Here is a 26,313-nt window from a genome sequence, read left to right as displayed (position 1 = left end):
GAAGTGGTCACAGTGGATCCAGCGGTGGCCCAGCAATTGGTCTTGGCAATCGGCACACCGGTGCAGCCCGCGAGGGGCGCAAACCCGAGTCCGATAATCAAGGTTATGTAATATATTGATTTCATTGGACAATCATTCCTTCCAGAATTTGGGCCGATTGGCGTAGTCAGCCCCAAAGGCGGTGAGCCCGGCCTGACCACCTCCAAGTGCCGTCAAGAGCGGCCCCAAGGCCTTGAGATCGACATTCAACACGGTCGAGCTGCGTGGGGTGCGCGACAGCACCATGCGCTGACCCGGAATCGGGCTGAGGACAAAGTCCACCTCGCCATCGGTCAGCCGGAACCCGTCATAGTCCGCACTTGCCGCTTCGCCGTTCGGGAACAAGAGCTGGTTTGGCAGCGCTTCGAGGATCGAGCGGGCTTTGGAACCCCGGATCTGGCTTGGGAACTGAGTCATCATCACCACGACGACGTTTTTCTTACGCGCGGTCACCAGCCATTCGGCGAGCTTCTTCGCGAAGTATTCGTCGTCGAGGACCTTCCAGGCCTCGTCGATCAAGATCAGCGTTGGGCGCTTTTCTTCGATCAGCATCTCGATGCGGCGGAAGAGATACCCCAAGATCGCGGTGCGCTCGGTGCCGAGGTCGAGAATTTCGGTGAGATCGACGGCTGTCACATCATGGCTGGTGAAATCGACCACGGGCTCGTCAGCTTCGCCAAAGACCCAGCCATAGCGACCTTCTGGTCCCCATTCGCTGATCCGCTGCGCCAGATCGAGGCCATCGCCGACATCCCCGAAGAGTTCCTGAAACGCGCGGAAATTCCGCAACCCTTCCCGGGCTTTGCCATTCTGGGAGATGGCAGATTTCAGGGCCTCAGATTGCAGCGGTGTCATCGGCCCGCTGCGGGATTCCAAAAGTGCCACCAGCCAATCGAGAAACCATGCCTCGCCGCGTTCACCGGATTCCGTGGCAAGCGGGTTCAACCCGGTTGGACGTCCAGCCCGGATTTCGGCATAGCGGCCGCCAAGGGCGCAGACCGCCATCTTCAGACCGGCTTCCTTGTCGAAGATGATCGTCCGGCCCCCTGCCCTTTGGGCCTGGGCCGCAAGGAACGCGACGGTCGTCGTTTTGCCGCCACCGGATTTGCCCAATACGAGCGTATGACCATTGGTCGGTTCGGCTTTCGGGTCACCCGGTTCGTGAAAGCTGAACCGGTGCAGCGAGCCTTGCAGGGTTTGGAACAGCGTGAGCGGCGTTTGCCACGGCAGGCGCGGGGCCTCCGTCCCAGTGTCGGCTGCATGCAGCGCCGCCATATCGGCAAAGTTCAGGGACGAGACCGTCATGTCCCGCGCCCTATAGTCCATATTGCCGGGATGCATGGCGAAGAAGGCAGCCTCGAGTGCCGTGACCTCGCGGACCAGCCGCATGCCATTCTGATGGGCGATGCCGCGGATGCGAGCGACCTCGGTGTCGAGAGCCGTCTGATCGCTGGCAAACACCGTGATGGTCATCTGATGGACGCCAAAGCCGAGCTCGCCGCTTTCGGACTTGTCAGCAGCCTCGAAGAGCTGGGCCTCGATCGTGGCGGCGATGTCCTCGGAGGCCCGCATTTGCGCGACGCGGCGTTTTACGCGTTCGGTGATACTGCCGCGCTCGATCGGCGTGTAGCTGTGGGTGATGATGGTGTCGCGGCTCGCCCCAAGCGCATCCAGCATGCCGGGCCAGGTCGAGGTGGCGTAAGATCTGACATAGAGGACGGCGCCGACGCGCGGGATGTCTGCCCCCTCCTCCACCGTGAACTGACCATTGCCAAAACGGATGGCGGCATCGCTGGCATCCTCGGCGATGATCCCAAACGGGATACGCGATCTGCTGCGCAACTCGCCGGTCAGGAGCGAGGCATAAAAGCCGATCAGGCTGCCGTCACTGATCTTGAGGCGGTGGGATTTCACACCAAGCCCGGTCTCAAGGATCGAGACCACCTCGCGCAATTCTTCGAGGCGCCGGTCAGTATCCTCTCCCCAGACCTTTGCCGCCGCTTTGCCAAAGAGTGGCACGGCAAGCGGTGCAACTTGCCGCCGTACGACCGTCAGGATCAACACGGATTCCTGCAGATTGCGGCGCTGCAGCTCACCACCCCAGGCCCGGTCGATATCGGCGGCAAAGCTTTGGCCGTGGAAGGGTTTCAGTTGGGTTTGGGCCGGGCGCATCATTCGGTGCAGATAGAAGCTGAAACGCTCATCCAGCGTGTTGAGGAGATGCGCGAACCCGGCCCTTAGGGCGGTGATCGCTGAGCTGCCAGACGTGATCCCGTCGATGCCGGTCACCTCGAGCGAGATCATCAAGCCGTTGTCGCGGGTGCGCACCACCTCGTCATCCAGCTCGATGACATAGGGCAAATGCGCATAGATTTTCGGATCCGCCGGGATCAGCTCCCGCGCCCTGCCCCGCATGCCTTCCCGCTCAAGAAACATGACGCCGCCCTTTCCGCAGGATAGCCATCGGCGTCACCTGCATCATGACGGCAAAGACATGGTGCCCGTTCGGGTTCAGCTTGGTTGCAAAGCGCGCCAGCCCGTACCAGATCGGGGCGGTGAGAAACCACCAGACTGGTTTGAACAGAATAAATGGCAGCACGGTCATCGCCCCCACTGCCATGGCATAGGGCATCGGCAGGCCAAGAAACTTGGCTTGCCGCGAGAGCCCGAGAATGACCGCGCTTTTCTCCATGAGTGTGATCCCGCCTCAGCTGAAGGACGAGCGCAGGTTTGCGACGATGGCAGGGCCTGCGAAGACGAGGAAGGCGCCGACCACGACAAGTGCAACCCATGCCCAGGAGATACGATTGAAGGCGGCCAGGAACCCGGTCACAACAAAGGCGATGCCAAAGAAGGCGGTTGCGAGCGTGCCGCGGAAAGAGGCGAGAACACCGGTCGCGACCGTTTCGGCCTTGGTGAAGACCACCTGTGCCAGCGCAGGCTCAGCTTGGGCCATCAAAAGGGTGCAAAGGGTCAGGCCCAGAAGAGCCACGTGTTGGTTACGCATGAGGGGATTGTCCTTCTTGGTTCAGAGTTCGGTGAGGATGCGGTCATAGACCGCCATCACCTTTACGATGTGGGATTGGGTTTCGGCGAAGGGTGGCACGCCGTCATATTTGCGCACGGCTTCAGGTCCAGCGTTGTAGGCGGCAAGGGCGAGCTCGAGGCTGCCGAAGGTCGCCATCTGTTCCAGAAGATAGCGCGCGCCGCCGTCGAGGTTTTCGATAGGGTCTGCAGGATCGACACCGAGATAAGTGGCGGTCCCGGGCATCAGCTGCGTAAGACCAAGGGCACCGGCATGGCTGACTGCCCCTTGGGTATAGTTGCTTTCAACCTTGATCATCGCCTGGAAGAAGGCGGACCATTCGGCAGGCGAAAGCTCCAGCCGCGCGAGAGCCGGATGGTCCTGATACCGGGTGGCAATCAATCGGATTGAAGGCAGGACATCCCTTGGGGCTGCAACCCCTTTGGTGCTGTTAGACACATCAGCGGCGGCCTCAGCCCCCTCCCCTTCCCCGGTGTCTTCTTCACTCTGTTCGGGACGCACTGGAACAATCAGCTGCCCCTGCCCGTCATAACGCAGGACGGATGTGTTCAGAGATGCAAGTTGGACTTCAGCGCCTCGGCCTTCCGGCTTATTCCAGCGGATCACTTCCGCCCGGGCGGCTCCGCATGCCAGTGCAGACAGCGCCAGCGACAGCAGGCACGTCGAGATGGTCGAGGTTGAGCTTGCCGAAGGCGAGCCCGAACATGCCGATCGGCGAGTTGACGATGCGTTCCCGCGCCAAGGCCGTGACCAGCAGGAAGCGTTCGCCCGCTGGGCTGACAACGTAGAACAGCCATTCCCCCGAGAACCGCTCGTCGGGGTTGGGCGCACTGACACACTCGATCTCAACAGTCGCTCCTTCGGATGCGGCCAGCTTGCGGAAGCCGCGCTCCAGCAAGACAGGCAATGCGCGCCGTTTGGTATTCATGGGGTCCCCTCGGATCATCTGTTGGGAACGTTGTATCGCAGATTTCTTTGTGAGGCGATGCCTAACAGAAAGTATGGCGCATTCAACATGAAAATGACAAACACGATAAAAGAAGGGCGCCAACATCGTTGGATGAGGGGTTGGATGCTCAGCCGAGGCCAGCAGTCTGAGCCTTCCCCAGTCGGAAAAATGGAGCCGAAGTGTGAGCGCGCGAAGTTGGAAAAAGCCCAAGAAATATTGAGATTCTCTCCGCCTCAAGGCGCTGCATCTAGGTTCTGCAAGGCGCACCCAATGCGCCGACGGGCTCGGCTTCTGGCTGCGATCTGCGTGGTGGTCTCGGTGAGCTGCACCGCCTTTGCACAACCAGAGGTGATTCGCTGTCCGGCGCCCGAGGTACCGATCACCGCCCTGCCCGAGGCGGTTCTCTCCGAGTACCGCGCAGAAATCGCGGCCGAGTTCGAGGCGTATTTCGCGGATCTGAGCGATCACATCGCCTGTCTCGACACCGAGCGCAGTCGCGCTTTGTCCGAAGCCCACGTGGCCACCGAGGCCTATTCAACCTTCCTCAACATCCCTCCAGCCCAGAAGGACCTCCCGTGAAACCTCTCCTCCCTGCCCTGCTCCTTGGACTTGGCCTCTCTACCGCGACCATCACACCGGCTGCCGCCTACCCGGTCGATTGCGCGATCCTCTTGTGCCTTGCCGGGGGCTGGCCTGCATCTGCTGAATGCGCCCATGCCCGCGCGGTTTTCATCCGCCGCATCACGCCCTGGCCGATTGAGCCGCCGCTGCAGATCTGGAACTGCCCGATGCGGGTGAGTTTCCGGGGCGAGGCGAAACCGCTAGAGCGCCTGTTCGACATCGCTCTCCGCGGTGAGCCTGTGCCGCTCGTCTCGATCCCGGAAACGCCCTTCGCATTTCAGCTTGTCCAGGATCGGGCGGATGTCGACATATCGGACCCGGCGTTTGACTTCGTCCGCTCGATCCGCGTGTTCGAGATCACTTACCAGCAGCGGCGCAGCTCTGATGGCGACTGTAACAGTTGGGGCAGTGTCTACATGGGCAGCTACAGCGATCAAGGCGAATACAGCCGCCGTCGGAGCAGCGTGTCGGTGGTTCCTGCTGCCTCAGATCTCGCTGTACCGGCAGACTGTCACAACTATTGGCATCGGTCCGTCTTCGTCGAATGGCGCGACTATGAAGGCAGCTACGGACACGAAGAGGTTCACTACTGAGAACCTGAACGACCGCCCTCCCCCGAAACGATCGAAAGACGCAACCCCTAGAAACAGAAACGACGCCAGACCATAGGCCCGACGCCGCACTGATTTCCTCGTGGTAGTGGGAATTTAGCGCGAGCTTTGGACCCGTTCAACCGGCAAATGCCTTTGCCGGAACGAAATTTTGCACGCCTCACGGTCTGGTGTCGTCCAAAGACGGAACGACACATCATGGAACTCACGACCGGCGCCATTCTGCGCCGCATTACCGAAACGCCGCTCTCCACGGCGGCCCACAAGCTCGCGACGATTATCCTCGACGGCATCGCTTGGAAGGACGGCTACAACGGTCTTGATCGCGGGACTGCGGCGTTCACTCTTGCGCATCTTGCTAAGAAGATGGGGGTTTCACGGCAGCATCTGACGGCGCTTTTGGTCGAGCTTACAGCGTCCGGTTTGGCGCTGGTCCGATGGAAGCCGAACGGCAAGTTCGCGCCCTGGCTCTTCCGATTTGGGGGCAACGCTGATGCTGATGCGGCTCCAGATGTCGTGTCATCTGCAGGCGACACATCACTATCTAGAGACTCTAAGAACAAAAATATCTTCGCAGGGAGGATCGAGATTGTGAACGGAACCAACGTCTATCGCACACCCTGGGCGGACTTGATCAAAGCCGCGAAAACGTCGCTCGCCTGCTGGAACGTCGATACGCAGATCATCTGGGAGCGCTTCCTTGCCTTCAATCGGTTGCGAGGGAATGCGACGGTGCCGGCCGGGTTTCTGCTAGGGTTCATGCGGCGGTGGCGGGCTGGCTCGCCCACCACGTCCCAAGACCCCAAGGATGGGCCGGCAGAACTGCGGACCTATGGCACAAGAGTGGAGGAGCTCAATGAGCTGATCCGGGTCGCGCCAAGCAACAACAGGGGATTCCATGAAGCGGATCTTTGCAGGCTGATCGGCCAAGCAGCCTACGATGCACGCGTGCGGGACGTGATCCGACAGTTCAGTTGTCCAAGGTTCGCGGCAATCCTCGCGGTTCATGGACGCGCGGTGTTGGTGGGGGAGATTTCGAGGTAGAGACAACTTTGAAGCAGAAGGATGCCTTGGCACCGCGCGACAGTACCTCAGGGCACCTCATTCGCTTTAACTAGAGGAAATCTAGCTTACGATTAGGGTGGCTGCGAGCTTTTGAGTCTGATCCCGGATATCGGGGATCGCGGTAATCTCCCAAAATGCCGCACGCGAGACTGGACCGATTGCAAAGAGCCGATCGGAAGCTTTTCCAGAAGCGCTGATCAACCGAGAAGACAGATCTACATCGAGGCCAATGTTCAACGGATCAATGCGCGCTGCGCCACTTGCAAAAAGCCCGGCGATTAGCGGCGAGGCATGGCGTGCGGGGTCGCGACGGATTCCCCGGCAGTCGAATACTATGCCTGCGTCGAGTTTCATGTTCTCTCCGCTCCCTGAGGTTCGGATATTCACCGTCTCGGTGCCGTGGTGGGTGCGGCTTGCGCCGAGGAACGCGCCGCGAAGCAGGCTCAACTGGCCACTGGACAACGCGTCGTCGATGATCGCTGCGGCATCTGGTGGGATGCGGTGGCGGTGTACGTCCCACAGGGTGGCGGCATGGCGCAGGAAACGCGCACGCTCGATCGCGGGGAGGCTACGCCAGATGGACTTGATGTGGGGGCGCACACCATCGATTGCATCGCGCCAAGTTCCGCCGCGCTGCTCAGCCCGTCTGGCAAGGCTGCGCAACCAATCCGTCAGAACACTCATCGGCGCCCCAAAGGGGATGTCGCCAAGACTGATGGGAAGTGGCGAGGATGGCGCATGGGTTCTTGGCAGCAAGCCACGGCGCGAAACCGGAAGGATTTTGACCTTTTGGCCCGCCTTCAGCAGGCTGATGACCCGGTCCATAATGGATAGACCCGAGCCTAAAGTAGTTACACGCCCCTGCGGATCAATCGGACCAAGGTCTTCCCAGGAGCTGAACAGTAAACCCTCCGAATCAGGATGTTCCAGGACATGCCCTGTAGCAAGAATCGCGATATCCCCGATGTTGCTATGGCCGCCCCTTAAATGAACGACGACACCGCGCGGGCTTCCCTGCAGTGTCAGAAACTGGGCTAGGCGGAGGAGGCAACTTCACGATCGGCGGCTGGGGCCCACGCTTGAAATGCGCATGACAAAAGACAATGGGACTTATGGTTCATTGCCATTTAATCTCCGCTTCGATCATCAAGCGTATGATTCACGGCGTAAGGAAATCCAAAGTCTTTATACGCGTTTAGCACCATCAAAACAACAATTCCACACAGAGGAGTGAGTCCGTACTTTCATCGCTCGCGCTAAGCCATCGCCAATCCGAGCGGTTCTGGGGCCAGATTCTCGCCAGCCTCAAGCAGCAGGTCTTCGCAGAACTGGTCAGCCACAAGCTGCACGCCGACAGGGTTTGATCCGACGGAGTCGGTGGCCACGCTCAGCCCTGGCAAGCCCATAAATGGTATGGCGATCATCGTAAGCTGCGCCTCCAGTACCGCATCGAAGTCGGAGGGCGAGGCCACGTCGCGGTGATCGAGGAACGGCAACTCACCCGACACTGGGCACAATACCAGAGGCCAATCCGCCAGGAAGGTCCGCCACAACCGCGTGAGACGCGCACGTGCCCTCAGGGTGGCCATCATGCCGGGCAAATCAATCTCAGGGCAATGACGGGTCATCTGTGCATAAACGAAATTCGCGTCCGGATCGTTTTCGGCCCGCAACGCTGCAGTGCCGTCCTGTCTAAACTCGGCCATCCACAAGCGCAATTGCATGTCGCGCGCCTCGCGAAATGGCGGCGGGAGCACCTCTTCGACTTGGTAACCCGCGTCGCTCAGCCTGGTTGCTGCGGTACGAAGCGCATCGCGGATTGGTTGCGCCACGTTCATGCCCTCGGGTGCCTCGAAATAGGCGACCTTGCGCGGCACATCGGCGCCTCGCAACGGCATCGGCTGCCACCACGGATCTCGCATGTCCCTAGCGGACATTGCGGCCAACGAGAGCCGCAGATCGGGAACCGATCGAGCCAGCGGTCCAGACACCGCCATCAACTGCCCTCCAATCAGCCGATCTCCTGCTGTGGCGTTGAAGCCGGGGACGCGTCCTAGCGACGGGCGAAGGCCGTGCACACCGCAGGCGTAAGCCGGGTAACGGATCGACCCGGCAATGTCGGTCCCGTGACCGATCGCTCCCATGCCAGATGCGACCGCAGCTCCAGCCCCGCCTGACGAGCCACCAGGTGTAAGGCATTGATTGCGCGGATTTTTCGTTGAACCATGCAGGCTGTTGCTAGTAAACCACCGCAGCGAAAAGGCGGGGGTGTTCGTCCGACCCACGATGATCGCGCCTGCTTTGCGCAAGTTAGCCACTACCGGACTGTCGACTTCCGCCCCAAGCCCGGCTTGGGTGCGCAGGCCGTTTGTCGTGGCAAAGCCCGCCTGATCAACATTGACCTTTATCGTCACCGCGATACCGGTCAGCGGTCCCGGAACCTCACCGTGCGCCAAGCTGATGTCGGCCGCTTCCGCCGTCGCCAAAGCTTGCTCATCCATCCGCTGGACGATGCTGTTCAGGGCTGGGTTCACGGCGTCGATCCGTTCAAGTACCGAAGCAATGGCTTCCTTCACAGAAATCTGCCGCCCGGCGATGAGAGGTGCGAGTTCGCTTGCAGTCAGCTTCCATAGCTCGGTCATATGATCTTTCCGCTAACATGTGACTCTGGTCTCATACCGATCCGCCAGAGGACAAATGACAGTCCTATCCAAGCACGACTACCGGCAAAAACCTGCCCTTCGCTTTCCAATGCAGCGTCGAGAGAATTTTCATGCCAAATACCAATCAAATCGCTGATATCGCAATGGCGGCGCGGCCCTGCGACACTGGCCGTGTATGGCGCATCAATCGGCGTTCGACGAGCCGGACCACGCTAATCAACACCAGATTCAGCGCCAAATAGAGCACTCCTGCGATGGCGAAAACTTCGAAAATCGCATAGGTCTGGCTCATCAGGCGCTTGGCGTAGCCGGTGATTTCGAGAACGGTGATAGTTGAAGCCAAGCTGGTGCCCTTGACCATCAATACAAGTTCGTTCCCATAGGCGGGCAGCGCCTGCCGGATGGCCAGCGGAAACTCGATCCGACGAAACCGCATGGCGCGCGACATGCCGCAGGCTTTTGCAGCCTCAGTCAGACCAGCAGGCACCGAAACCAGCCCGCCGCGCAGGATTTCAGACGTATAAGCGGCGGTGTTCAGGGCAAGCGCCAGTACCGCGCAGCGCGACCCTTCGCTGATGACCCACCACAGGGTCGGTACGTCGTGAATAAATCTGATCTGCCCAAGCCCGTAGTAAATCAGGAATATCTGCACCAAGAGTGGCGTGCCGCGAAACGCGATACTGTAGTAGCGCGCGAACCCGGACACCCAAGCCTTGTCGGACCCGCGCATGATCGCAAGACCAAGGCCAAGGTTGAACCCGATAGCTACGGAAAGGGCAGTCAGCGTCAGGGTCATCCATAGACCTTTGAGCAGCACCGGCACGGCAAGCTGAATAAGTTCCATGGTTCAGGCCCCTTTCCGTGGTGACAAAACGGCTTCGACCTTATTGAAGCCAACTTGGCTGATCAGCGTGATCATCAGGTAGACCAAGGCGGCAATTGTATAGAAGATCAGAGGGTTATGGGTTGATCCCGCGCCGATGAAGGCGGTCCGCATCAGCTCTTGCAGGCCCACCACAGACACCAGCGCCGTGTCCTTGATCGTAGTTTGCCAGACGTTGTTGATGCCCGGAAAGGCGATGCGCAGCATTTGTGGTGCAATGATACGCGCAAATATCCGGCGGCTTGGAAGGCCAAGTGCCACGGCCGCCTCGATATGCCCTTTCGGGATCGCGGCAAGCGCACCACGGATAACTTCGGTCGAATAAGCGCCCGAAATGGCGCTGATCGCGGCCACGGTGATGAAAAACGCGTAGCCCGCATTGGCTAGTTCAGCGAAGCCGAAGACGGTGGCAATTTTAGTGACAAATTCTACGGACCCGAAAAACAACAGGTAGATGATCAACAGTTCCGGCACACCGCGGATGACCGATGTGTACAGATCGACCAGGTGCGACAGCCCGAACACCGCGCGCCATTTGATCAGGCCGCAGATCGTCCCGATGATCAGCCCAAAGATCATGCTGGCCACACCGACAGCGATGGTGACAGCAGCGCCACGCAGGATCGCACCGATCCAGCCACCCTCCCAGACCTGCAACAAACCGAATTCCATCGTCTCATCCCGTTTTCTGATGCTCGCGCCCGATCTGATGTCGGGCGCGGCCTGTTCTTGAAATCCCTGTCCGGCCTTATTGGCAGGGGCGCGAGATATCCATTTTGAACCATTTCTCGCTGGAAGCTTTGATCGAACCATCCGCGATCAACTCGCAAAGGGCGGTATCGATTTTCGCTTTCAGGTCTGTGTCGTCCTGACGAATGCCGACGCCCACGCCTTCGCCCAAAGTCGCATCGAAGGTGGAGATGATGTTCACGTCGACAAACTGGAAGCCTGCGCCTTCGGGCTTGTCGAGGAAGCTTTGCAGTGCCGAGACATCAGCAAAGCCCGCATCCACTCGGCCGTTGGCAAGGTCGATCTGCATTTCATCCAAAGTCGCGTAGGATTTCAGCGTCGCGGTCGGGGCCAACTTTTCCATGAAATGGGCATGGGTGGTACCTGCCTGCACGCCAACCGAATGGCCATCAAGAGCGGCCAACAGCGCCGGGATCTCAGTGATGCCAGCAAGGTCGGAATCTTTGGCGACGACAACCTTGTTTGCCAGTTCAGCATAACCGGTCGAGAAGTTGATTTCCTTCTTGCGGTCGGCGGTGATCGACATGCCCGAGATGATGATGTCGAACTGTTTGGCCTGCAATGCCGGGATCAGGCCGTCAAATGCCTGAACCACAAACACACATTCCATCGCAAGCTTGGTGCACAGCATGTTGCCTACGTCGGCGTCAAAACCGGTGACAGCACCATTGGCGTCGGCCATGCTCCACGGCGGATAGGCGCCTTCGGTGCCGATCTTCAGCTGGCCTTCGGCCTGTGCCCCCGTCGCTGCCCCCGCGAGCAGTGCAATGAGCGAAAGAACTTTCAATTTCATGTCCGTCTCCTTGTTGAACTACGTTTTTCTGTTGGTCTTCACCGCACCGGTTTTCGCGCTGTTCTGGCTGGCCGGGTCGCGATGTCAGTCTCAGAACGTCCTGGCCAGGAACTGGCGCAAACGTTCGGATTTCGGTTGGCCGAACAGATCGGCAGGCGTGCCTTCTTCCTCCACGCGACCTTGGTGCAGGAACAAAACCTTGTGGCTGACCTCGCGGGCGAACTGCATCTCATGCGTCACTAGGATCATGGTGTTGCCTTCCTCGGCGAGTTGGCGGATGACGCGCAGCACTTCGCCCACCAATTCAGGGTCCAGCGCCGAGGTGGGTTCATCAAACAGCATCACTTTCGGGCGCATCGCCAGCGTCCGCGCAATGGCGGCGCGTTGTTGCTGACCACCCGAAAGCTGGCCCGGATAATGCGCGTGCTTTTCGGACAGGCCGACCTTTTTGAGCAGCGCATGCGCATGCTCCACCGCATCGGCGCGCGCTTCTTTCAGCACATGGATCGGTGCCTCAATGATGTTTTCCAACACCGTCATGTGCGGCCAAAGATTGAAGTTCTGGAACACCATCCCGACCCGCGCGCGGATGTGTTCGATCTGACGCGGATCGGCGGCTGTCGTGCCGCCCTTGGCGTGCGGCTTCATCCGCACCAGTTCGCCGTCGATCACGACCCGGCCAGAGTTTGGCTGTTCCAGCAGGTTGATGCAGCGCAGCATAGTGCTTTTGCCCGACCCCGATGATCCGATCATCGACACCACTTGGCCCGGATAGGCCGTCAGGTTCACACCCTTCAGAACCTCCAACTGGCCAAAGGATTTATGCAGATCAACCACTTCGACTGCGGGGGTGCCCTTGGGGGTAACCTCCACCTTGGCTGCACGTACTGCCGCAGAACCGGGTTTTGCTTCGACCTTTTTCAGGGCCGTCAAGGCCGTATCAAAATGACGAAGGCTGGTCGAAAGGCAAATCTGTTGCCAACTGGCGTCCTGCGGAATGAAGCCGTGCGCGAGGTCGGTCTTGATGCGCTGGCCACGCTCTGACTCGGGCTTGCCGTAAAGATGCAGCCAGTTGTCATCCACCACACGTTGCTGCATCTCGGCGCTGCTCAGCGTGCCACATTCCATCACCAAAGGCAGTACGCGCGCCTGGCCCATCGCGGCGCGCACAAAGGCCGAGACATAACCAGTGGCCGTGGCCGCAATGCCGGTGTTTGTCGTCGCAGCGGCACCCGTGATCACCGGCACCATCGCGGGGCCGAACATCTCGGTCCCCCAGGCAAGGCCCGCATGATCCACCGGGCTGACCGACAACAGTGCCGGATAGCCGTAGGGCCCGGCGCCCGTGTGCAAGTCAAACACAATGACTTGCCCGGCCTTTTGACCAAAATCTTCCAGCACGGACGTCAGTACGCGGTTTGACCAAACCGGGGAGTTACCGCCATAGAACAGGCCATCGGGATAGGCGTATTGCCCAGCTTCGATGATCAAGGACACTGCCGTCTGACCCTTGGCTTTGGTTAATTCCGCCAAGGCCTCATCCGCCGCGATCCGCTCCGGCCCATCCCAGGCTGCCACAACCAAGGCCGGATGCAGATCTGCGTAAGCGGGGTTTTCAGGCGGCTTTGCAGTCCAATCAATAAAGTTCCGGTTCAGATCGACGTTGTCTTCGTTCACCCGGCGGGACCATGCCGTGCCCCAAGGGTTGATCAGATGGATCATCAGAACGGCAGTGTCTTCGGGTAGCGCCCAATTGGCTTTTTGCCCCAGCCACGCCGTTTGGCAGGCGGAGCCATAAGCCCCCTCAACCCCGTGCGTGCCGGAAATCATCACCATCAGTTTCGGCGCATCGGCCTGACCGATCAGCGCCACATCCGTGGCGATCGTCTTTCCATCCGGGCCATGCAGCGGATGAATGTGCTCGGACAGTGCCGCCCCTGCCGCCCGGGCGGCTGACAGAAAGCGCTGACGCATTGTTGCGTAGTCCAACGCGAACGGCAGGCTGGTGTCGGCGGATTGCGTCAGGTCGCGCGGCTGCATCATTGGAATTTCTCGCGAGCTAAGGGCTGAGACGGCAGAACTTTGCCGGGATTGAGGGTCTGGTCGGGGTCAAGCGCCTGCTTGATGCGCATCATCGTGGCGAACTTCACCGGGTCAGATGTGGCGACCAAGGCGGCTATGCGTTTGGTCCCGACCCCGTGTTCGGCAGAAAATGATCCGCCAAGGGCACGCAGGTTTGCGTAAAGCACATGCTCTACTGCGCTGGACATGGCGTCATCCAGCGGACCGGTGCGGTTCAGAACGATATGAAGATTGCCGTCGGCCAGATGCCCAAAGACATAGGGATCCAGATCGGCGTCGATCCGGGCCAGACCGCTTTTCACATGATCAACATAGGCCCCGATTTCGGACAGCGGCACCGAGACATCATAGGACGGCGCCGCCGCATGGGCGCGGTACAACTGATCGGTATCCTCGCGCAGCCGCCACAAATCGGCCTCTTGCCGTTTGGACGCAGCGATGATGCCGGTGGCAGTTGGGTGGCGGTCAAGGATTTCGCCGAAGATCTGTTCGATACCCTCGTTCAGATCGGCCTGATTGGCACCGCCCAGCATCAACAAGAGACAGACCGGCTGATCCAGTGGAAAGCTCGGTTCCGACCAGCCCTGCGCCTGAGCGGTCAGTTGAATATAAGACTGCCAAAGCCCCTCAGCCGCGCGCAAATGCCCAGCATCGGAGCGCAACGCGAGGTTGATTGCCTCCAACGTCGCAGCCACCGATGGCAGGCCCAGCATCACCGTGGCGGTGCATTGCGGCAGCGGCTCCAACTTGATCACCACCCGCGTAACGATGCCAAGCGTGCCTTCCGCGCCGATGAACAGGTGCTTCAGATCATAGCCCGCGGTATTTTTCACCACGCGGGTCATGTCGGAATAGATGGTGCCATCGGGCAGTACCGCCTCCAACCCCAACACGCGATGGCGCATCACCCCATAGCGGTGCGCCATGATGCCACCCGCGTTGGTCGACACCATGCCGCCGATGGTGGCCGTGCCCCGTGCCGCAAGGTCGATGCCGGGTTCCAGCCCATGCGCAATTGCGGCATTCTGCAAGGCCTCCAGCGCTACGCCTGCCTGCACGATGGCCACGCGTTCGTCGGGGTAAATTGCCTCAATCAACGCCATGCGTGCCAGTGACAGCACGATCTGGCCGGGATGCGACTGGCAGCCGCCGACCAAACCGGTATGACCGCCTTGCGCCACGATGCTGACGCCATGTACCCGGGCAATGGCCACGACAGCGGCCACCTCGGCGGTGGATGCGGGCAGGACCAAAAGTTCGGCTCCGTGATCCGGGCCAGCGTCGTTCCGTACATGGCCAGCGCCAACGGCGGCGACCAAGGCTTGTTGCAGGGCGGTCGGGTCTGGGGTTGCTGCCCGAGCCATCATCCTGCCACCTGCTTTTGCAGCGAGGCTATCAGCCGATCATTGTCGGCAGGCTTGCCGATGGTGGCGCGCAGCCATTTGGTATAGCCCGCCTCGCGCCAAGGCTTGACAATGATGCCGTCTTGCAGAAGTGCCGCCGCTACAGTGGAACTGTCGCGCCCGGTGTCAAAGAACAGGAAATTGGTTTGCGACCGGGCTGCGTTCAGCCCCATTGCGGCCAAGGCAAGCGCAACACGGTCCCGTTCGGAACGGATGCGCGCAACCGAGGCCTTCATCCAGGCATCATCTTCAAGGGCCGCCACCGCGGCAAGTTGTGCGGCCCCATTCACGTTGAACGGGGTCTTGGCCGAGGCGATCACCCGTGCAATTTCGGGGTCTGAACATACCGCATAGCCGACGCGCAAACCGGCCAGACCGTAGGCTTTGGAAAAGGTTCGCAGCACGACGTAGGCAATGCCGCTACTCCGCAATGCCTCAATTCCGTCGGGTGCATCTGCGTCCGCATATTCGAAATACGCCTCGTCCAGCACAAACAAAGTCCCCGGCCGGACGGCTGCAATCAGGCGCCGCAAGGCTGCCAGATCCAGCGCGGGCCCTACCGGGTTCCAGGGCGAAGACAGAAACACCACGCGCGGCCCGGCGGCAATTGCCGCCTCCAGTGCCACCAGATCAAAACCTGCCGCTGGCGTCATCGGCACTTTCACAACCGTTGCCCCTGCGGCCAAGGGTTCGATCTCGTGCAGGCCAAAGCTTGGCACCACGGTCACGACCTGCGTGCCAGCTACCAGAACGCCGCGCGAAATGGCGGCAATCATTTCCTCGGACCCGTTGCCAACGACAATCACGCCTGCATCAACCCCGAGCCGCTTTGCCAAAGCTTCGCGCAGCGCGGTGCAGGCCGGATCGGCATAGCGCCAAGGCTCAAAACCACCACCGGCCAACGCGGCCAGAACGGCGGGCGAACAGCCATCGGGGTTTTCATTGCTGGCCAACCGCGCCAGATCGTCATGCCCGCTCAACGCCCGGGCGCGGGCCAAGGACATTCCGGCGTTGTAAGGCGGAAGGGCGGCCACATGCGGATTGACCAACAGTGCCGCAGCCGCGCTACCAAGGTTTCGTGCGGTTTCGGGTGCAGTAGTCATCACAGGTCCAATACAATGGCGGTTTTCGGGCGCGAGCAGCACAGCAGCAGTTCGCCCTGCGCCAAGTCTTCCAGCGGATCTTCAAAATAGCTTACGTCACCAGAAAGTATCCGCGACGTGCAAGTGCCGCAGATGCCCGCGCGGCAGCTGAATTCCGGAGCAAGACCCTGATCTTCGGCAAAGGACAAAAGCGACTGGGCCGCGCCGTCCCACTCAGCCACAATGCCTGACTTGCGAAACTCTACAGTGATCGCCCCGACTGCGGGCACGGGAGAGGCACCGGCTGTCGGAGCGACCGGCTTCGGCTTGACCTCGGTGTCAAGCACAGTGGCCGGGCCGAAGAATTCGTAGGCGATACGGTCTTTGACCACACCAAGACCGCGCAGGGTTTGATACATCGCCTGCATGAACGGCGGTGGGCCGCAAAGGTAGAAATCGTAATCGTCGAGGCACAGCAGGCTTTGCATGAGGTCGCGGGTGATGAAGCCTTCGCTATGGACGCGGTTGGCGGCGCGATCCTCGGCGCTTGGTGCGCGATAGCAAAAATGTGCCGACAGACCAGCGCGCCGGCCGATCAGTCCGATAACCTCATCGCGCAGGGCATGTACCTCGCCATTTTCGCAGGCATGCAGAAAAAGGGTTCGACGAGCCGATCGATCCGCCAGCGCATGCAGCATCGCGACCATTGGTGTCAGCCCGACGCCGCCGCTCAACAGAACCACCGGACGGTCGCTGACCTCATCCAGCACAAATTCGCCGCGCGGGCCTTGGGCGGCCAAGACATCGCCAACCACGACGCTGTCATGCAGGTAGTTTGAACTTAGACCGACCGGCAAGCTCGGCCCTGCTGACGGCTCGCGTTTGACCGAGATGCGGTAATGGCTCAAATCGTCAGGCGCGCCGGACAGGCTATAGTTACGCAGCACATAGCCTTTGGCATCGCCCGAGGGGATCTTGAACACCAGGAACTGACCGGGACGGAACGTTGGCAGAGACGACCCATCCGCCGCTTCCAGATGAAACGACGTGATCAGGCTGCTTTCGACGATTTTCGCGACGACCTTCAGGTCGCGAAAACCGCCTTTGCCTTGCGCAGACTGGTCAATGTCGAGCATCATTCAGCCGCGACCTTCTGGGCCTGCTCTGCTTCAATCAGCTTGGCCAGATTGCGCCGAAAGCGCATCGGGCCGACGTCGATCTTCAAATCAAGGTTCGGCGTGCGCTTGTTGGCCATGCCCTTGTGGACAGCCGTCAGAACGGCACGGTCCTCGTCAAAGGCACCGCGCACCGAGGTGGCAAATTCAGCCGAAATCTTTGCATCATCGGGTGCGAAATTGCGCATCTGGAACCAGTAGTACTTGGTCGTGTTCTCGTCGATCGGGGTCATGAAGTTATAGCTGTCCATCAGGAAGGTGTCCTGATGCAGAGGGCGGCCCTCGCCGCCGGTGCCTGCGGGCGCAAAGATCGCCTTGATGATGGCGTGGCTGGGATAATGCACTTCATAGTGCTGCTTGCGGTCGGTGTTGCCCTTGAACTTGAGGTAGGGCGCATAGAAGGGTGCAGGCTCGACATCCAGCATCCAGCGCCAGACCGTGACGCCATTCTCGCCGATCGTGGTTTCCAGCGGTGCCTCTTCGGTTGCAGCATTGCCGAAGGACGTCTGATGAACCCAGGCCACATGCGACGGGTCCAAGAGGTTGTCGGTCATGTAAAGGTAGTTGCAGTTGATCGCCATCGAGTCGCCGCGATTCAGGCCCCAAGCCGGATCGCCCCAGTGGTCCACCTGAAAAATCAGCGCCGGATCGGCCTTGTCGGCGTCGCCCATCCAGACCCACAGCAGGCCATAGCGTTCGTGAATCGGATAAGAGCGCACACAGGCGACATGCGGGATTTTCTCGACGCCGGGAACCCGAGTGCAGGTGCCGGTGCCATCAAAGGTCAGTCCGTGATAGCCGCATTCGACGGTGTCACCCTTGATGCGGCCCATCGACAGCGGCAACTTGCGATGCGGGCAGGCGTCTTCAAGCGCCGCGACTTCGCCGTTGGTCTTGCGGTAAAGCACGATCTCTTCACCCAGCATCTTGATGGGGAAAAGGCCGCTGCCAACCTCGTGGTCCCATGCTGCGACATACCAACTGTTGCGTAGGTACATGATGTGCTCCTAGAGTTATGTGTAGACATATTGCTAACTTGCATTTACCGATTCAAAAAGCACTTGCTTCTGCGTTCTATTTTAGAAAAACTAAACTGTGCTCCTGCCGGATTAACGAATTTGCAAAAACTTCCCTCCATGCGCGCGATACAAGCCTTTGAGGCATTTGGCCGACTTGGCAGTGCGACGGCGGCCGCAGCCGAACTGGGTGTTACAGTCGGTGCTGTCAGTCAACAGCTGCGCAAAGCCGAGGCAGAAGTCGGGCTGCGACTAGTCGAGCGCAAAGGCAAGTCGATCGCCTTGACGACACGTGGGCGGCACTATCATGACGATATCAAAGCTGCGTTTGATACGCTTCGCGAGGCACAAACCAAGGTCGAGCGGGCACGGACAGCCGCCACGCTGACGATTTCATGTCTGCCGTCGCTGGCCTCCAAATGGATCGGCGCGCAGTTGTTCGATTGGCAATCGTCGCATCCCACGGCAACAGTGCGCTTGATTGGGGATGACACCGAACCCCGCTTTGGGGCCGATGACGTCGACTTCCGGCTGTCCTACGGTGATCTGATTACGCGCTTTGATCACCGAACCGAGCTTTTCACGGATTGGGTCGTCCCGGCTTGCTCCCCAGCACTTCTTGCAAGACTGAAGCCGACAGCGCCTGCGGACATCCTTGATGCGCCGCTTTTGGGGATCGAATGGGATCGCGCGCAGGGTGCGGCACCCGGCTGGGGCGATTGGGCTGCGCATGTGGGCGTACCCCGCCGCGAGGCCTTGGGCGAGGTTGCGTTTTCGATGTCCAGTGCTGCGATTGATGCGGCGATCAACGGCCGGGGTTTCGTCTTGGCGCAGCTTTCCATGGCTGCCGAAGATATCGCGTCGGGGCGGCTTGTCGTGCCCTTCGACATCCGGCTGAAACTGTCACAGCCCTATTCGCTGGCTTGGGACCCGGCCGCGCTGGAAAAACCGTTCGGGGCAGAGTTGCGCGCTTGGATTCAGACAATCTCTCGCCGCCAAAAGGCAATCTCGGCACCGCAGGCAGGTTAACCCGCCTGCGGTTCTGTCCGGGCTCAGGCGCGGTGCTGAACGGTCCAGGTTGCGATATAGTCCATCAACCCTGGGTTCAGGCAATCAGAAGGCTCCAGCCCGATGGACTTGAGTTGGCCGCGAATGGCGTCCATTTGCGACGGATCAACGCCCGCTTCGATGACCGAGGACACAAAAGCCGCAAAGCCGGGTTGTGCCCAACCCTTTTCCTCGAACCGCTCAGGATGGATGAAATCCAGTCCCTGGAACGGGTGCGCGCGGGTCACCGGGCCGTACATGTGAACGCCGCAAGCCTTGCAAGCATGGCGCTGGATCAAAGCTGCCGGATCGACAACGGCAAGCTTGTCACCGTTTTCCAGCACCGTCACCTTGTCATGCGGCGCCACGGCCACGACGGAGAAAGTCGCGCCCTCGGGCTTCCAGCACTTGGTGCAGCCGCACGCGTGGTTATGGGCAATCTGGCCCTCAACCCGCACACGCACGGGTTTGTCGGTGCAAGCGCAAACAAGCGTGCCGCCGGTGAAATCCGGTGAGGTCGCGGCGATGCCGTTGTCCAGTGCCGGGTGCAGTTTCGGTTTGGTCATGTGGTTTTTCCTCCCTTTTTTCCGGATGCAACGTGCCGGTCCGGTTCCGGTATTGCGATGTCAGAAAACGACGACGGACCGGATGCTTGTCCCCGAATGCATCAGATCAAACCCCTTGTTGATGTCTTCCAAGGGCAGGATATGGGTGATCAGACTGTCGATCTCGATCTTGCCGTCCATGTACCAATCCACGATTGTCGGTACATCGGTGCGGCCGCGCGCGCCACCAAAGGCGGTGCCTTTCCAGACCCGGCCAGTGACCAGTTGGAAAGGACGGGTCTCAATCACCGCCCCCGCAGGTGCCACGCCGATGATGATGGACTGACCCCAGCCCCGGTGCGTGCATTCCAGCGCGTCGCGCATGACTTTGACGTTGCCGGTGCAATCGAACGAGTAATCCGCGCCGCCGATCTTGTCGAACGGGGTCTTGGTCAGGTCAACGATGGCTTGGACGACGGAGCCTTCGATTTCCTTGGGGTTGACGAAGTGGGTCATCCCGAACTTCTCGCCCCAAGCCTTTTTGTCGTTGTTCAGATCAACGCCGATGATCATCCGCGCCCCGGCCATTTTCAGGCCCTGGATCACGTTCAGACCAATGCCGCCCAGCCCAAAGACCACGGCGGTGGCGTCATGCTCGACTTTGGCTGTGTTCAGCACAGCACCAATCCCGGTGGTAACCCCGCAGCCGATGTAGCAAATCTTGTCAAATGGCGCGTCCTTGCGCACCTTGGCCAGCGCGATTTCAGGCACAACCGTGTGGTTGGCAAAGGTTGAGCAGCCCATGTAGTGATGGATCGGAGTGCCATCCAGCATGCTGAAACGGCTGGTGCCGTCGGGCATCAGGCCTTGGCCTTGGGTGCTGCGAATGGCGGTGCAGAGGTTGGTTTTGCGCGACAGGCAGGACGGGCACTCGCGACACTCCGGCGTATAGAGCGGGATCACATGGTCGCCAACCTTCAGAGATTTCACGCCGGGGCCGACTGCGATCACCACGCCCGCGCCTTCATGTCCTAGAATCGCTGGGAACAGCCCTTCGGGATCGGCGCCTGACAGGGTAAATTCGTCGGTGTGGCAAATGCCGGTGGCCTTGATTTCAACCAGAACCTCGCCCTCTTTGGGGTCGGCCAGGTTTACTTCCATGATGACAAGCGGTTGGCCTGCGGCAACGGCAACGGCGGCGCGGGTGCGCATGGGGATATCCTTTCTATGGGGATGGCAAGCCGGAGTTTTCCCCGGCTGCCTTGACGGAATGGGGTCGAGCGGCGATCAGTTGCCCAGAATAGTCGGCAGGCGCAGGCCTTGCTCTTTGGCGCAGCCAATGGCCGTCTCATACCCCGCATCTGCGTGACGCCAGACGCCTGAGGCCGGATCGTTCCACAACACCCGCTCCAGCCGCTTGGCGGCATCATCGGTGCCGTCGGCCACAATGACCACGCCGGCGTGCTGCGAAAAGCCCATGCCTACGCCCCCGCCATGGTGGATCGAAACCCATGTGGCTCCCGACGCGGTGTTAACCAGAGCATTCAGCAGCGGCCAGTCGGATACCGCATCAGAACCATCCTTCATGCTTTCAGTTTCGCGGTTTGGTGAGGCAACCGAGCCGGAATCCAAGTGGTCACGACCGATCACGATCGGGGCTTTCAACTCGCCCGACTTGACCATTTCGTTGAACATCAGCCCGGCGCGGTGCCGATCCCCCAGCCCGATCCAGCAGATGCGAGCGGGCAGACCCTGAAACGCGATGCGGTCGGCGGCCATATCCAGCCAACGGTGCAGATGGACATTTTCCGGGAACAGCTTTTTCATCGCTGCATCAGTTTTGTAGATATCCTCGGGATCACCCGACAAGGCCACCCAACGGAACGGGCCAATGCCTTTGCAGAACAAGGGCCGGATATAGGCAGGCACAAAGCCGGGGAAAGCAAAGGCATTCTCCAGCCCTTCTTCCTGTGCCACTTGCCGGATGTTGTTGCCATAATCCAGCGTCGGCACGCCCGCGTTCCAGAAATCCACCATGGCCGCCACATGCGTGCGCATCGATGTACGAGCGGCCTTTTCCACCGCCTTCGGGTCGGTTTCTTGTTTAGCACGCCATTCGGCAACGCTCCAGCCTTGCGGCAGATAGCCGTGCAGCGGGTCATGGGCGCTGGTCTGATCTGTGACGATATCGGGGCGCGCGCCACCCGCTTTCATGCGGGCCACCAGTTCGGGGAACACATCCGCGGCGTTGCCCAGCAGGCCTACCGACTTTGCTTCGCCCTTGGCGGTCCATTCGGCGATCATCGCCAGCGCTTCGTCCAGCGTCTTTGCCTTGGCATCGACGTAGCGTGTACGCAGGCGGAAATCGATCCGCGTCTCGTCGCATTCCACGGCCAGACAGCAGGCCCCTGCCATCACCGCCGCCAAGGGCTGCGCCCCGCCCATGCCGCCAAGGCCACCCGTCAGGATCCATTTGCCCTTGAGCGACCCGCCAAAGTGCTGACGACCCGCTTCGGCAAAGGTCTCGTAGGTGCCCTGCACAATGCCTTGGGTGCCGATGTAAATCCATGACCCGGCGGTCATCTGGCCATACATCATCAGGCCCTTCTTATCGAGTTCGTTGAAATGGTCCCAGGTGGCCCAATGCGGCACGAGGTTCGAATTGGCGATCAAAACGCGCGGGGCGTCCTTGTGGGTGCGCACCACGGCAACCGGGCGGCCAGATTGCACCAGCAGGGTCTCATCATCGTTCAGGTCTTTCAGCGTGGCGACGATGCGGTCGAAATCGCCCCAGGACCGTGCCGCGCGGCCAATGCCGCCGTAAACCACCAACTCATGCGGGTTCTCGGCAACATCAGGATGCAGGTTGTTCATCAACATCCGCATCGCCGCCTCGGTCTGCCAGGACTTTGCGGTGATTTCGGTGCCGGTGGCAGGATAGACATCGCGGCTGTTCTTGCGATCAAGCATGGAAGGCTCCTTCATGGGGTAAGAGCGCCCGAACGGGCAAGGGTATCTAGGGATTGCAGGATTTTTGCCAGAACCGCACGCAACGGTGCGGCGATCTGGGGAGCGTAGTTCCAGGGTGCGGCCTCGGCGGCCAGATAGGCGCGTTGGGCCAGTTCCATCTGGATGGCATGAACGCCCGAGCCGGGCTGGCCATAGTGACGCGTCGTCCAGCCACCCTTGAAGCGGCCATTCAACACGGCATCAAACGGCTTGGTTGCAAAACAGGGAGTTGCGACGGCATCCGACACCTGCGAAGCACAGGTCTGCCCGTCATTGGTGCCGATCGAAAACACCGGCAGCAGCCCCGCAAACAGGAACGGGATGGTCGAGCGGATCGAGTGGCAATCATAGACGATGGCCACGCCATGCCGGGCTTTCACCCGCTCCACTTCGGCGGCCAATGCGGCGTGATAGGGCGCGTGGTATTGCGCCTCGCGCGCGGCAATCTCGTCCGCGCTTGGCTCCTGCCCTGCGGTCCAGATGTCTAAACCGTCGAAATCCGTCGTCGGGCACAGGGATGTCGTGTTGGCACCCAGATAAAGCGAAGCCCCGGCCGGGTCACGATTGGCATCGATGACATAGCGGTGAAACGTCGCCTCGACGGTCGTGACGCCGGGCAAAAGCCCTTGATAAAGCTGCGCTATGTGCCAATCGGTGTCTGACAGGGCACGGCCACGGTCATTCAGCCGGGTCAGCAGCGCGTCGGGCGCAAATGTCCCACCGTGCGGCAGGCCCAGAATGACCGGGCTGTCGCCTTTGGTAACGGCAACAGGCATCATGCGGACAGCTCTGGCAGCGCACGACCACTTGCCTGCGCCAGAGCGCCGTTGCCAATCAGGCGTGCGGCGGCAGCCAGATCGGGCGCAAGGTAGCGATCATCGCCCAATGTGGCCACGTCTTGGCGCAGGCGCGCCACAACGCCCTGCAGTGGCGCGCTGGTCTGCAACGGCGCACGGAAGTCGATGCCTTGGGCCGCACAAATCGCCTCGACCCCAAGGATCACGTTCAGGTTCTGCACCATCTTGCCCAAACGCACGGCACCGTGGGCGGCCATGCTGACATGGTCCTCCTGATTGGCCGAAGTCGGCGTGCTGTCGGTCACGCAAGGCATGGCGATGTGTTTGTTCTCGGACATCAGGGCCGCGGTGGTCACCTCGGCGATCATCAGGCCCGAGTTCAGGCCGGGGCGTGGGGTCAAGAACGCAGGCAGGTTGAACGACAGCACCGGGTCCACCATCAGCGCGACGCGGCGCTGCGCAATCGCGCCGATTTCCGCCAAGGCCAGCGCGATCATGTCGGCGGCAAAGCCCACGGGTTCAGCATGGAAATTACCGCCAGACACGATCAGCCCGGCCCCGGTCAGCACCAAGGGATTGTCGGTTGCGGCGTTGGCTTCAATCTCCAGCGTATGGGCCGCTTGGCGCAACACGTCCATCGCGGCCCCGGTGACCTGCGGCTGACAGCGGATGCAGTATGGGTCCTGCACGCGCGCATCACCCACCATGTGGCTCTCGCGGATTTCAGAACCCGCCAGCAGCGCCCGCATGAAACCTGCGGCCTCGATCTGACCGGCATGGCCGCGCAACGAATGAATTTCGGGCTGCAAGGGGGCGGTGGACCCCATGATCGCGTCGGTCGACAGCGCCGAAGTCACCAGCGCGGATTGCGCCGCATTCCAGCCGTCGAACAGACCCGCCAGCGCAAAGGCGGTGGAAAACTGCGTGCCGTTGATGAAAGCCAACCCTTCCTTGGGGCCCAGCGGAATAGGGGTCAGGCCTGCCGCAGCCAAAGCCTCGGCACCCGGCATCACGCGGCCTTGGTATTCCGCCTCGCCATGGCCGATCAGAACGGCGGTCATGTGTGACAAGGGGGCCAAGTCACCCGATGCCCCGACCGACCCCTGCGCAGGAATGACCGGCGTCACGCCATGGGCCAACATCGCCTCCAAGAGTTCAACAAACGCCCAACGTACTCCCGAAGCGCCGCGCCCAAAGCTGAGCAGTTTCAGAACCATCAGCAACCGCGCATGGGCGCGCGGGATGGCGTCGCCCACGCCGCAGCAATGCGACAGGATCAGGTTGCGTTGCAGGGTGGCGGTATCTTCTGGCGCGATGCGCAGGGACGCCAATTTACCAAAACCGGTGTTCACCCCGTAGACTGGAACGTCGCCAGCAGCGGCGGCGTTGATCGCGGCAGCGGCGGCCTCGATCCCCGGACGGGCAGCGCGGTCCAGCGTGACGGACAGTTCCTCGCGGTAGATGCGCGCCAGTTGCGCCAAGGTGGTCTGGCCGGGAACAAGGGTAAGAGCGGTCAAAGGACGCCTCCGATAATGCGTTGGTGAAGGGGGTTAAAGCCGATGCGGTAGGCCAGCTCAGCCGGATGGCCGCAGTTCCAGACGGCAAGATCGGCGATCTGACCCGACGCCAGCGTGCCGCGATCTGTCAGACCAAGGGCGCGCGCAGCATGGGTGGTGGCCCCTGCCAAAGCCTCGGCCGGGGTCATCCGAAACAGGGTGCAGGCCATGTTCATCGCCAGTAGCAGCGAGGTCATGGGGCTGGAACCGGGGTTCATATCGGTCGCCACGGCCATCGGCACGGCATATTTGCGCAGCAGATCAATCGGCGGCATGTGGGTTTCGCGTAAGGTATAGAATGCACCGGGCAGGATCACTGCCACGGTACCGGCAGCGGCCATGGCGACCACCCCCGCCTCATCCAGATATTCCAAATGATCGGCTGACATCGCGCCATACCGCGCAGCCAGAGCAGCGCCGCCCAGGTTGGAAAGCTGCTCGGCATGCAGCTTGACCGGCAGGCCAAGGCTGCGGGCGGCTTGAAACACACGTTCAATTTGTACAGGAGAAAAGGCGATGCCTTCACAGAACCCGTCCACCGCATCGACCAGCCTTTCGGCATGGGCCGCGTGCAGCGCGGGAATGCAAACCTGATCGATATAGGCGTCGGCCCGGCCTTTATACTCAGCAGGCACGGCATGCGCCGCGAGATAGCTGGTCCGCACCAGAACCGGGCGCAACTGGCCAATCCGCCGTGCCGCGCGCAGCATCCGTAGTTCCGTGTCCTGCTCCAGACCGTAACCCGACTTGATCTCGATCACAGCCACGCCCTCGGAGATCATCGCATCGACATAGGGCAACGCCGCCGCAACCAGATCGTCTTCCGAAGCCCGGCGCGTCGCGGTCACGGTTGAGACGATCCCACCCCCTGCCCGTGCAACCTCTTCGTAGCTTGCCCCTCGCAGCCGCATCTGAAATTCCGCAGCACGGTTGCCGCCGTGGATAACGTGGGTGTGGCAATCAATCAGCGCCGGTGTGAGCAGTCGCCCACCCATGTCCCGCACCGGCAATGCGGCGTAGTCGCCTGGCAAATGCGCCTGCGCCCCAATCCATGCGATCTTGCCCCCAGCCAAAACAAGCGCCGCATCTTCAATCAAACCATATTGATCAGCCCCCGACCGCATCGTTGCCGCACGAAGGGAGGTCAAAACGACAGAAGACTGCTGCACGCGATATGCTCC

At 60.7% G+C, this 26,313-nt stretch carries 25 protein-coding genes and 1 pseudogene; 4 read left to right on the top strand and 22 right to left on the bottom strand.

Annotated elements, in window-relative coordinates; translation table 11 throughout:
* Positions 1-132: 132 nt before the first annotated feature.
* The 5 genes from D2N39_RS19075 to D2N39_RS19055 are packed head-to-tail and all read right to left on the bottom strand — an operon-like array spanning position 133 to position 4,013.
* Complete coding sequence (locus D2N39_RS19075; RefSeq protein WP_119136375.1) at positions 133-2,475, bottom strand: VirB4 family type IV secretion/conjugal transfer ATPase; 2,343 nt, start codon at positions 2,473-2,475, stop codon at positions 133-135.
* Positions 2,465-2,731, bottom strand: a complete 267-nt coding sequence (locus tag D2N39_RS19070) for a VirB3 family type IV secretion system protein (RefSeq protein ID WP_008030690.1) — start codon at positions 2,729-2,731, stop codon at positions 2,465-2,467. The genes D2N39_RS19075 and D2N39_RS19070 overlap by 11 nt, the downstream gene beginning before the upstream one ends.
* A gap of 15 nt (positions 2,732-2,746) precedes the next feature.
* Positions 2,747-3,046 (bottom strand): TrbC/VirB2 family protein, encoded by a 300-nt coding sequence (locus D2N39_RS19065; RefSeq protein ID WP_119136374.1) that lies wholly within the window; start codon positions 3,044-3,046, stop codon positions 2,747-2,749.
* A gap of 21 nt (positions 3,047-3,067) precedes the next feature.
* Positions 3,068-3,691, bottom strand: coding sequence for a lytic transglycosylase domain-containing protein (locus D2N39_RS23425; RefSeq protein ID WP_233557281.1), 624 nt, complete (start codon positions 3,689-3,691; stop codon positions 3,068-3,070).
* Positions 3,675-4,013, bottom strand: coding sequence for a hypothetical protein (locus D2N39_RS19055; RefSeq protein ID WP_119136373.1), 339 nt, complete (start codon positions 4,011-4,013; stop codon positions 3,675-3,677). Before D2N39_RS19055 ends, D2N39_RS23425 begins: the two co-directional genes overlap by 17 nt.
* A gap of 291 nt (positions 4,014-4,304) precedes the next feature.
* Here D2N39_RS19055 and D2N39_RS19050 point away from each other — a divergent pair, with 291 nt between their 5' ends.
* The 3 genes from D2N39_RS19050 (at position 4,305) to D2N39_RS19040 (ending at position 6,310) form a co-directional block, all read left to right on the top strand.
* The gene (locus D2N39_RS19050; protein WP_119136372.1) at positions 4,305-4,613 is read left to right on the top strand and encodes a hypothetical protein; all 309 of its coding nucleotides are present in this window, start codon (positions 4,305-4,307) and stop codon (positions 4,611-4,613) included.
* Positions 4,610-5,248, top strand: coding sequence for a hypothetical protein (locus D2N39_RS19045; RefSeq protein WP_233557279.1), 639 nt, complete (start codon positions 4,610-4,612; stop codon positions 5,246-5,248). The genes D2N39_RS19050 and D2N39_RS19045 overlap by 4 nt, the downstream gene beginning before the upstream one ends.
* Before the next feature lie 216 nt (positions 5,249-5,464).
* Positions 5,465-6,310 (top strand): hypothetical protein, encoded by an 846-nt coding sequence (locus tag D2N39_RS19040; protein ID WP_119136371.1) that lies wholly within the window; start codon positions 5,465-5,467, stop codon positions 6,308-6,310.
* A gap of 81 nt (positions 6,311-6,391) precedes the next feature.
* Here the strand turns inward: D2N39_RS19040 and D2N39_RS19035 are convergent, their stop codons facing one another.
* The 11 genes and pseudogenes from D2N39_RS19035 to D2N39_RS18990 all read right to left on the bottom strand — a co-directional run bounded on the left by D2N39_RS19035 (position 6,392) and on the right by D2N39_RS18990 (position 18,160).
* Positions 6,392-7,156, bottom strand: a complete 765-nt coding sequence (locus D2N39_RS19035) for an FAD/NAD(P)-binding protein (RefSeq protein WP_119136370.1) — start codon at positions 7,154-7,156, stop codon at positions 6,392-6,394.
* A gap of 431 nt (positions 7,157-7,587) precedes the next feature.
* Entirely contained in the window at positions 7,588-8,973 is a 1,386-nt protein-coding gene (locus tag D2N39_RS19030; protein ID WP_119136369.1) for an amidase family protein, read from the bottom strand.
* 145 nt (positions 8,974-9,118) lie between these two features.
* Positions 9,119-9,838 (bottom strand): ABC transporter permease, encoded by a 720-nt coding sequence (locus D2N39_RS19025; protein ID WP_119136368.1) that lies wholly within the window; start codon positions 9,836-9,838, stop codon positions 9,119-9,121.
* A gap of 3 nt (positions 9,839-9,841) precedes the next feature.
* Positions 9,842-10,549, bottom strand: coding sequence for an ABC transporter permease (locus D2N39_RS19020; RefSeq protein WP_119136367.1), 708 nt, complete (start codon positions 10,547-10,549; stop codon positions 9,842-9,844).
* 76 nt (positions 10,550-10,625) lie between these two features.
* Positions 10,626-11,420: a transporter substrate-binding domain-containing protein gene (locus D2N39_RS19015; protein ID WP_119136366.1), complete on the bottom strand. Its 795-nt coding sequence runs from the start codon at positions 11,418-11,420 to the stop codon at positions 10,626-10,628.
* 90 nt (positions 11,421-11,510) lie between these two features.
* Positions 11,511-12,293 carry an ABC transporter ATP-binding protein gene (locus D2N39_RS23420; RefSeq protein WP_233557283.1) on the bottom strand — a complete coding sequence of 261 codons (783 nt, stop codon included), beginning with the start codon at positions 12,291-12,293 and terminating at the stop codon, positions 11,511-11,513.
* Positions 12,294-12,395: 102 nt separating this feature from the next.
* Positions 12,396-13,460, bottom strand: a pseudogene (locus D2N39_RS23415) (DUF2817 domain-containing protein); the annotation flags it as partial.
* Positions 13,460-14,755, bottom strand: coding sequence for an FAD-binding oxidoreductase (locus D2N39_RS19005; RefSeq protein WP_199725304.1), 1,296 nt, complete (start codon positions 14,753-14,755; stop codon positions 13,460-13,462). The pseudogene D2N39_RS23415 and the gene D2N39_RS19005, both read right to left, overlap by 1 nt.
* A 110-nt stretch (positions 14,756-14,865) precedes the next feature.
* On the bottom strand, positions 14,866-16,008 hold the full coding sequence (locus D2N39_RS19000) for an aminotransferase class I/II-fold pyridoxal phosphate-dependent enzyme (protein ID WP_119136365.1): 1,143 nt from the start codon (positions 16,006-16,008) through the stop codon (positions 14,866-14,868).
* Positions 16,008-17,126 (bottom strand): 2Fe-2S iron-sulfur cluster-binding protein, encoded by a 1,119-nt coding sequence (locus tag D2N39_RS18995; RefSeq protein ID WP_199725303.1) that lies wholly within the window; start codon positions 17,124-17,126, stop codon positions 16,008-16,010. The genes D2N39_RS19000 and D2N39_RS18995 overlap by 1 nt, the downstream gene beginning before the upstream one ends.
* Positions 17,123-18,160: an aromatic ring-hydroxylating dioxygenase subunit alpha gene (locus D2N39_RS18990; RefSeq protein ID WP_119136364.1), complete on the bottom strand. Its 1,038-nt coding sequence runs from the start codon at positions 18,158-18,160 to the stop codon at positions 17,123-17,125. Before D2N39_RS18990 ends, D2N39_RS18995 begins: the two co-directional genes overlap by 4 nt.
* Positions 18,161-18,280: 120 nt before the next feature.
* Here D2N39_RS18990 and D2N39_RS18985 point away from each other — a divergent pair, with 120 nt between their 5' ends.
* A complete protein-coding gene (locus D2N39_RS18985) occupies positions 18,281-19,207 on the top strand; it encodes a LysR substrate-binding domain-containing protein (RefSeq protein ID WP_199725302.1) in 927 nt (308 codons plus the stop codon).
* A gap of 23 nt (positions 19,208-19,230) precedes the next feature.
* Here D2N39_RS18985 and gfa read toward each other — a convergent pair whose 3' ends face one another.
* The 6 genes from gfa to hutI all read right to left on the bottom strand — a co-directional run bounded on the left by gfa (position 19,231) and on the right by hutI (position 26,256).
* Positions 19,231-19,791 (bottom strand): S-(hydroxymethyl)glutathione synthase, encoded by a 561-nt coding sequence (gene gfa, locus D2N39_RS18980; RefSeq protein ID WP_119136362.1) that lies wholly within the window; start codon positions 19,789-19,791, stop codon positions 19,231-19,233.
* A gap of 60 nt (positions 19,792-19,851) precedes the next feature.
* Positions 19,852-20,982: an S-(hydroxymethyl)glutathione dehydrogenase/class III alcohol dehydrogenase gene (locus D2N39_RS18975; protein ID WP_119136361.1), complete on the bottom strand. Its 1,131-nt coding sequence runs from the start codon at positions 20,980-20,982 to the stop codon at positions 19,852-19,854.
* A gap of 75 nt (positions 20,983-21,057) precedes the next feature.
* On the bottom strand, positions 21,058-22,740 hold the full coding sequence (gene hutU / locus D2N39_RS18970; RefSeq protein ID WP_407645602.1) for a urocanate hydratase: 1,683 nt from the start codon (positions 22,738-22,740) through the stop codon (positions 21,058-21,060).
* An 11-nt stretch (positions 22,741-22,751) separates the two neighbouring features.
* Positions 22,752-23,558: an N-formylglutamate deformylase gene (gene hutG, locus D2N39_RS18965; RefSeq protein WP_119136359.1), complete on the bottom strand. Its 807-nt coding sequence runs from the start codon at positions 23,556-23,558 to the stop codon at positions 22,752-22,754.
* Positions 23,555-25,093, bottom strand: a complete 1,539-nt coding sequence (hutH, locus tag D2N39_RS18960) for a histidine ammonia-lyase (RefSeq protein WP_119136358.1) — start codon at positions 25,091-25,093, stop codon at positions 23,555-23,557. The genes hutG and hutH overlap by 4 nt, the downstream gene beginning before the upstream one ends.
* Positions 25,090-26,256 carry an imidazolonepropionase gene (gene hutI / locus D2N39_RS18955; RefSeq protein WP_119136357.1) on the bottom strand — a complete coding sequence of 389 codons (1,167 nt, stop codon included), beginning with the start codon at positions 26,254-26,256 and terminating at the stop codon, positions 25,090-25,092. The genes hutH and hutI overlap by 4 nt, the downstream gene beginning before the upstream one ends.
* Between the last annotated feature and the right edge of the window lie 57 nt (positions 26,257-26,313).

It is taken from the genome of Gemmobacter lutimaris, assembly GCF_003570715.1.
Lineage (GTDB): Bacteria > Pseudomonadota > Alphaproteobacteria > Rhodobacterales > Rhodobacteraceae > Gemmobacter > Gemmobacter lutimaris.
The sequence above is the reverse complement of the archived record's forward strand: the minus strand, read 5'-3'. Positions and strand labels throughout refer to the sequence as shown.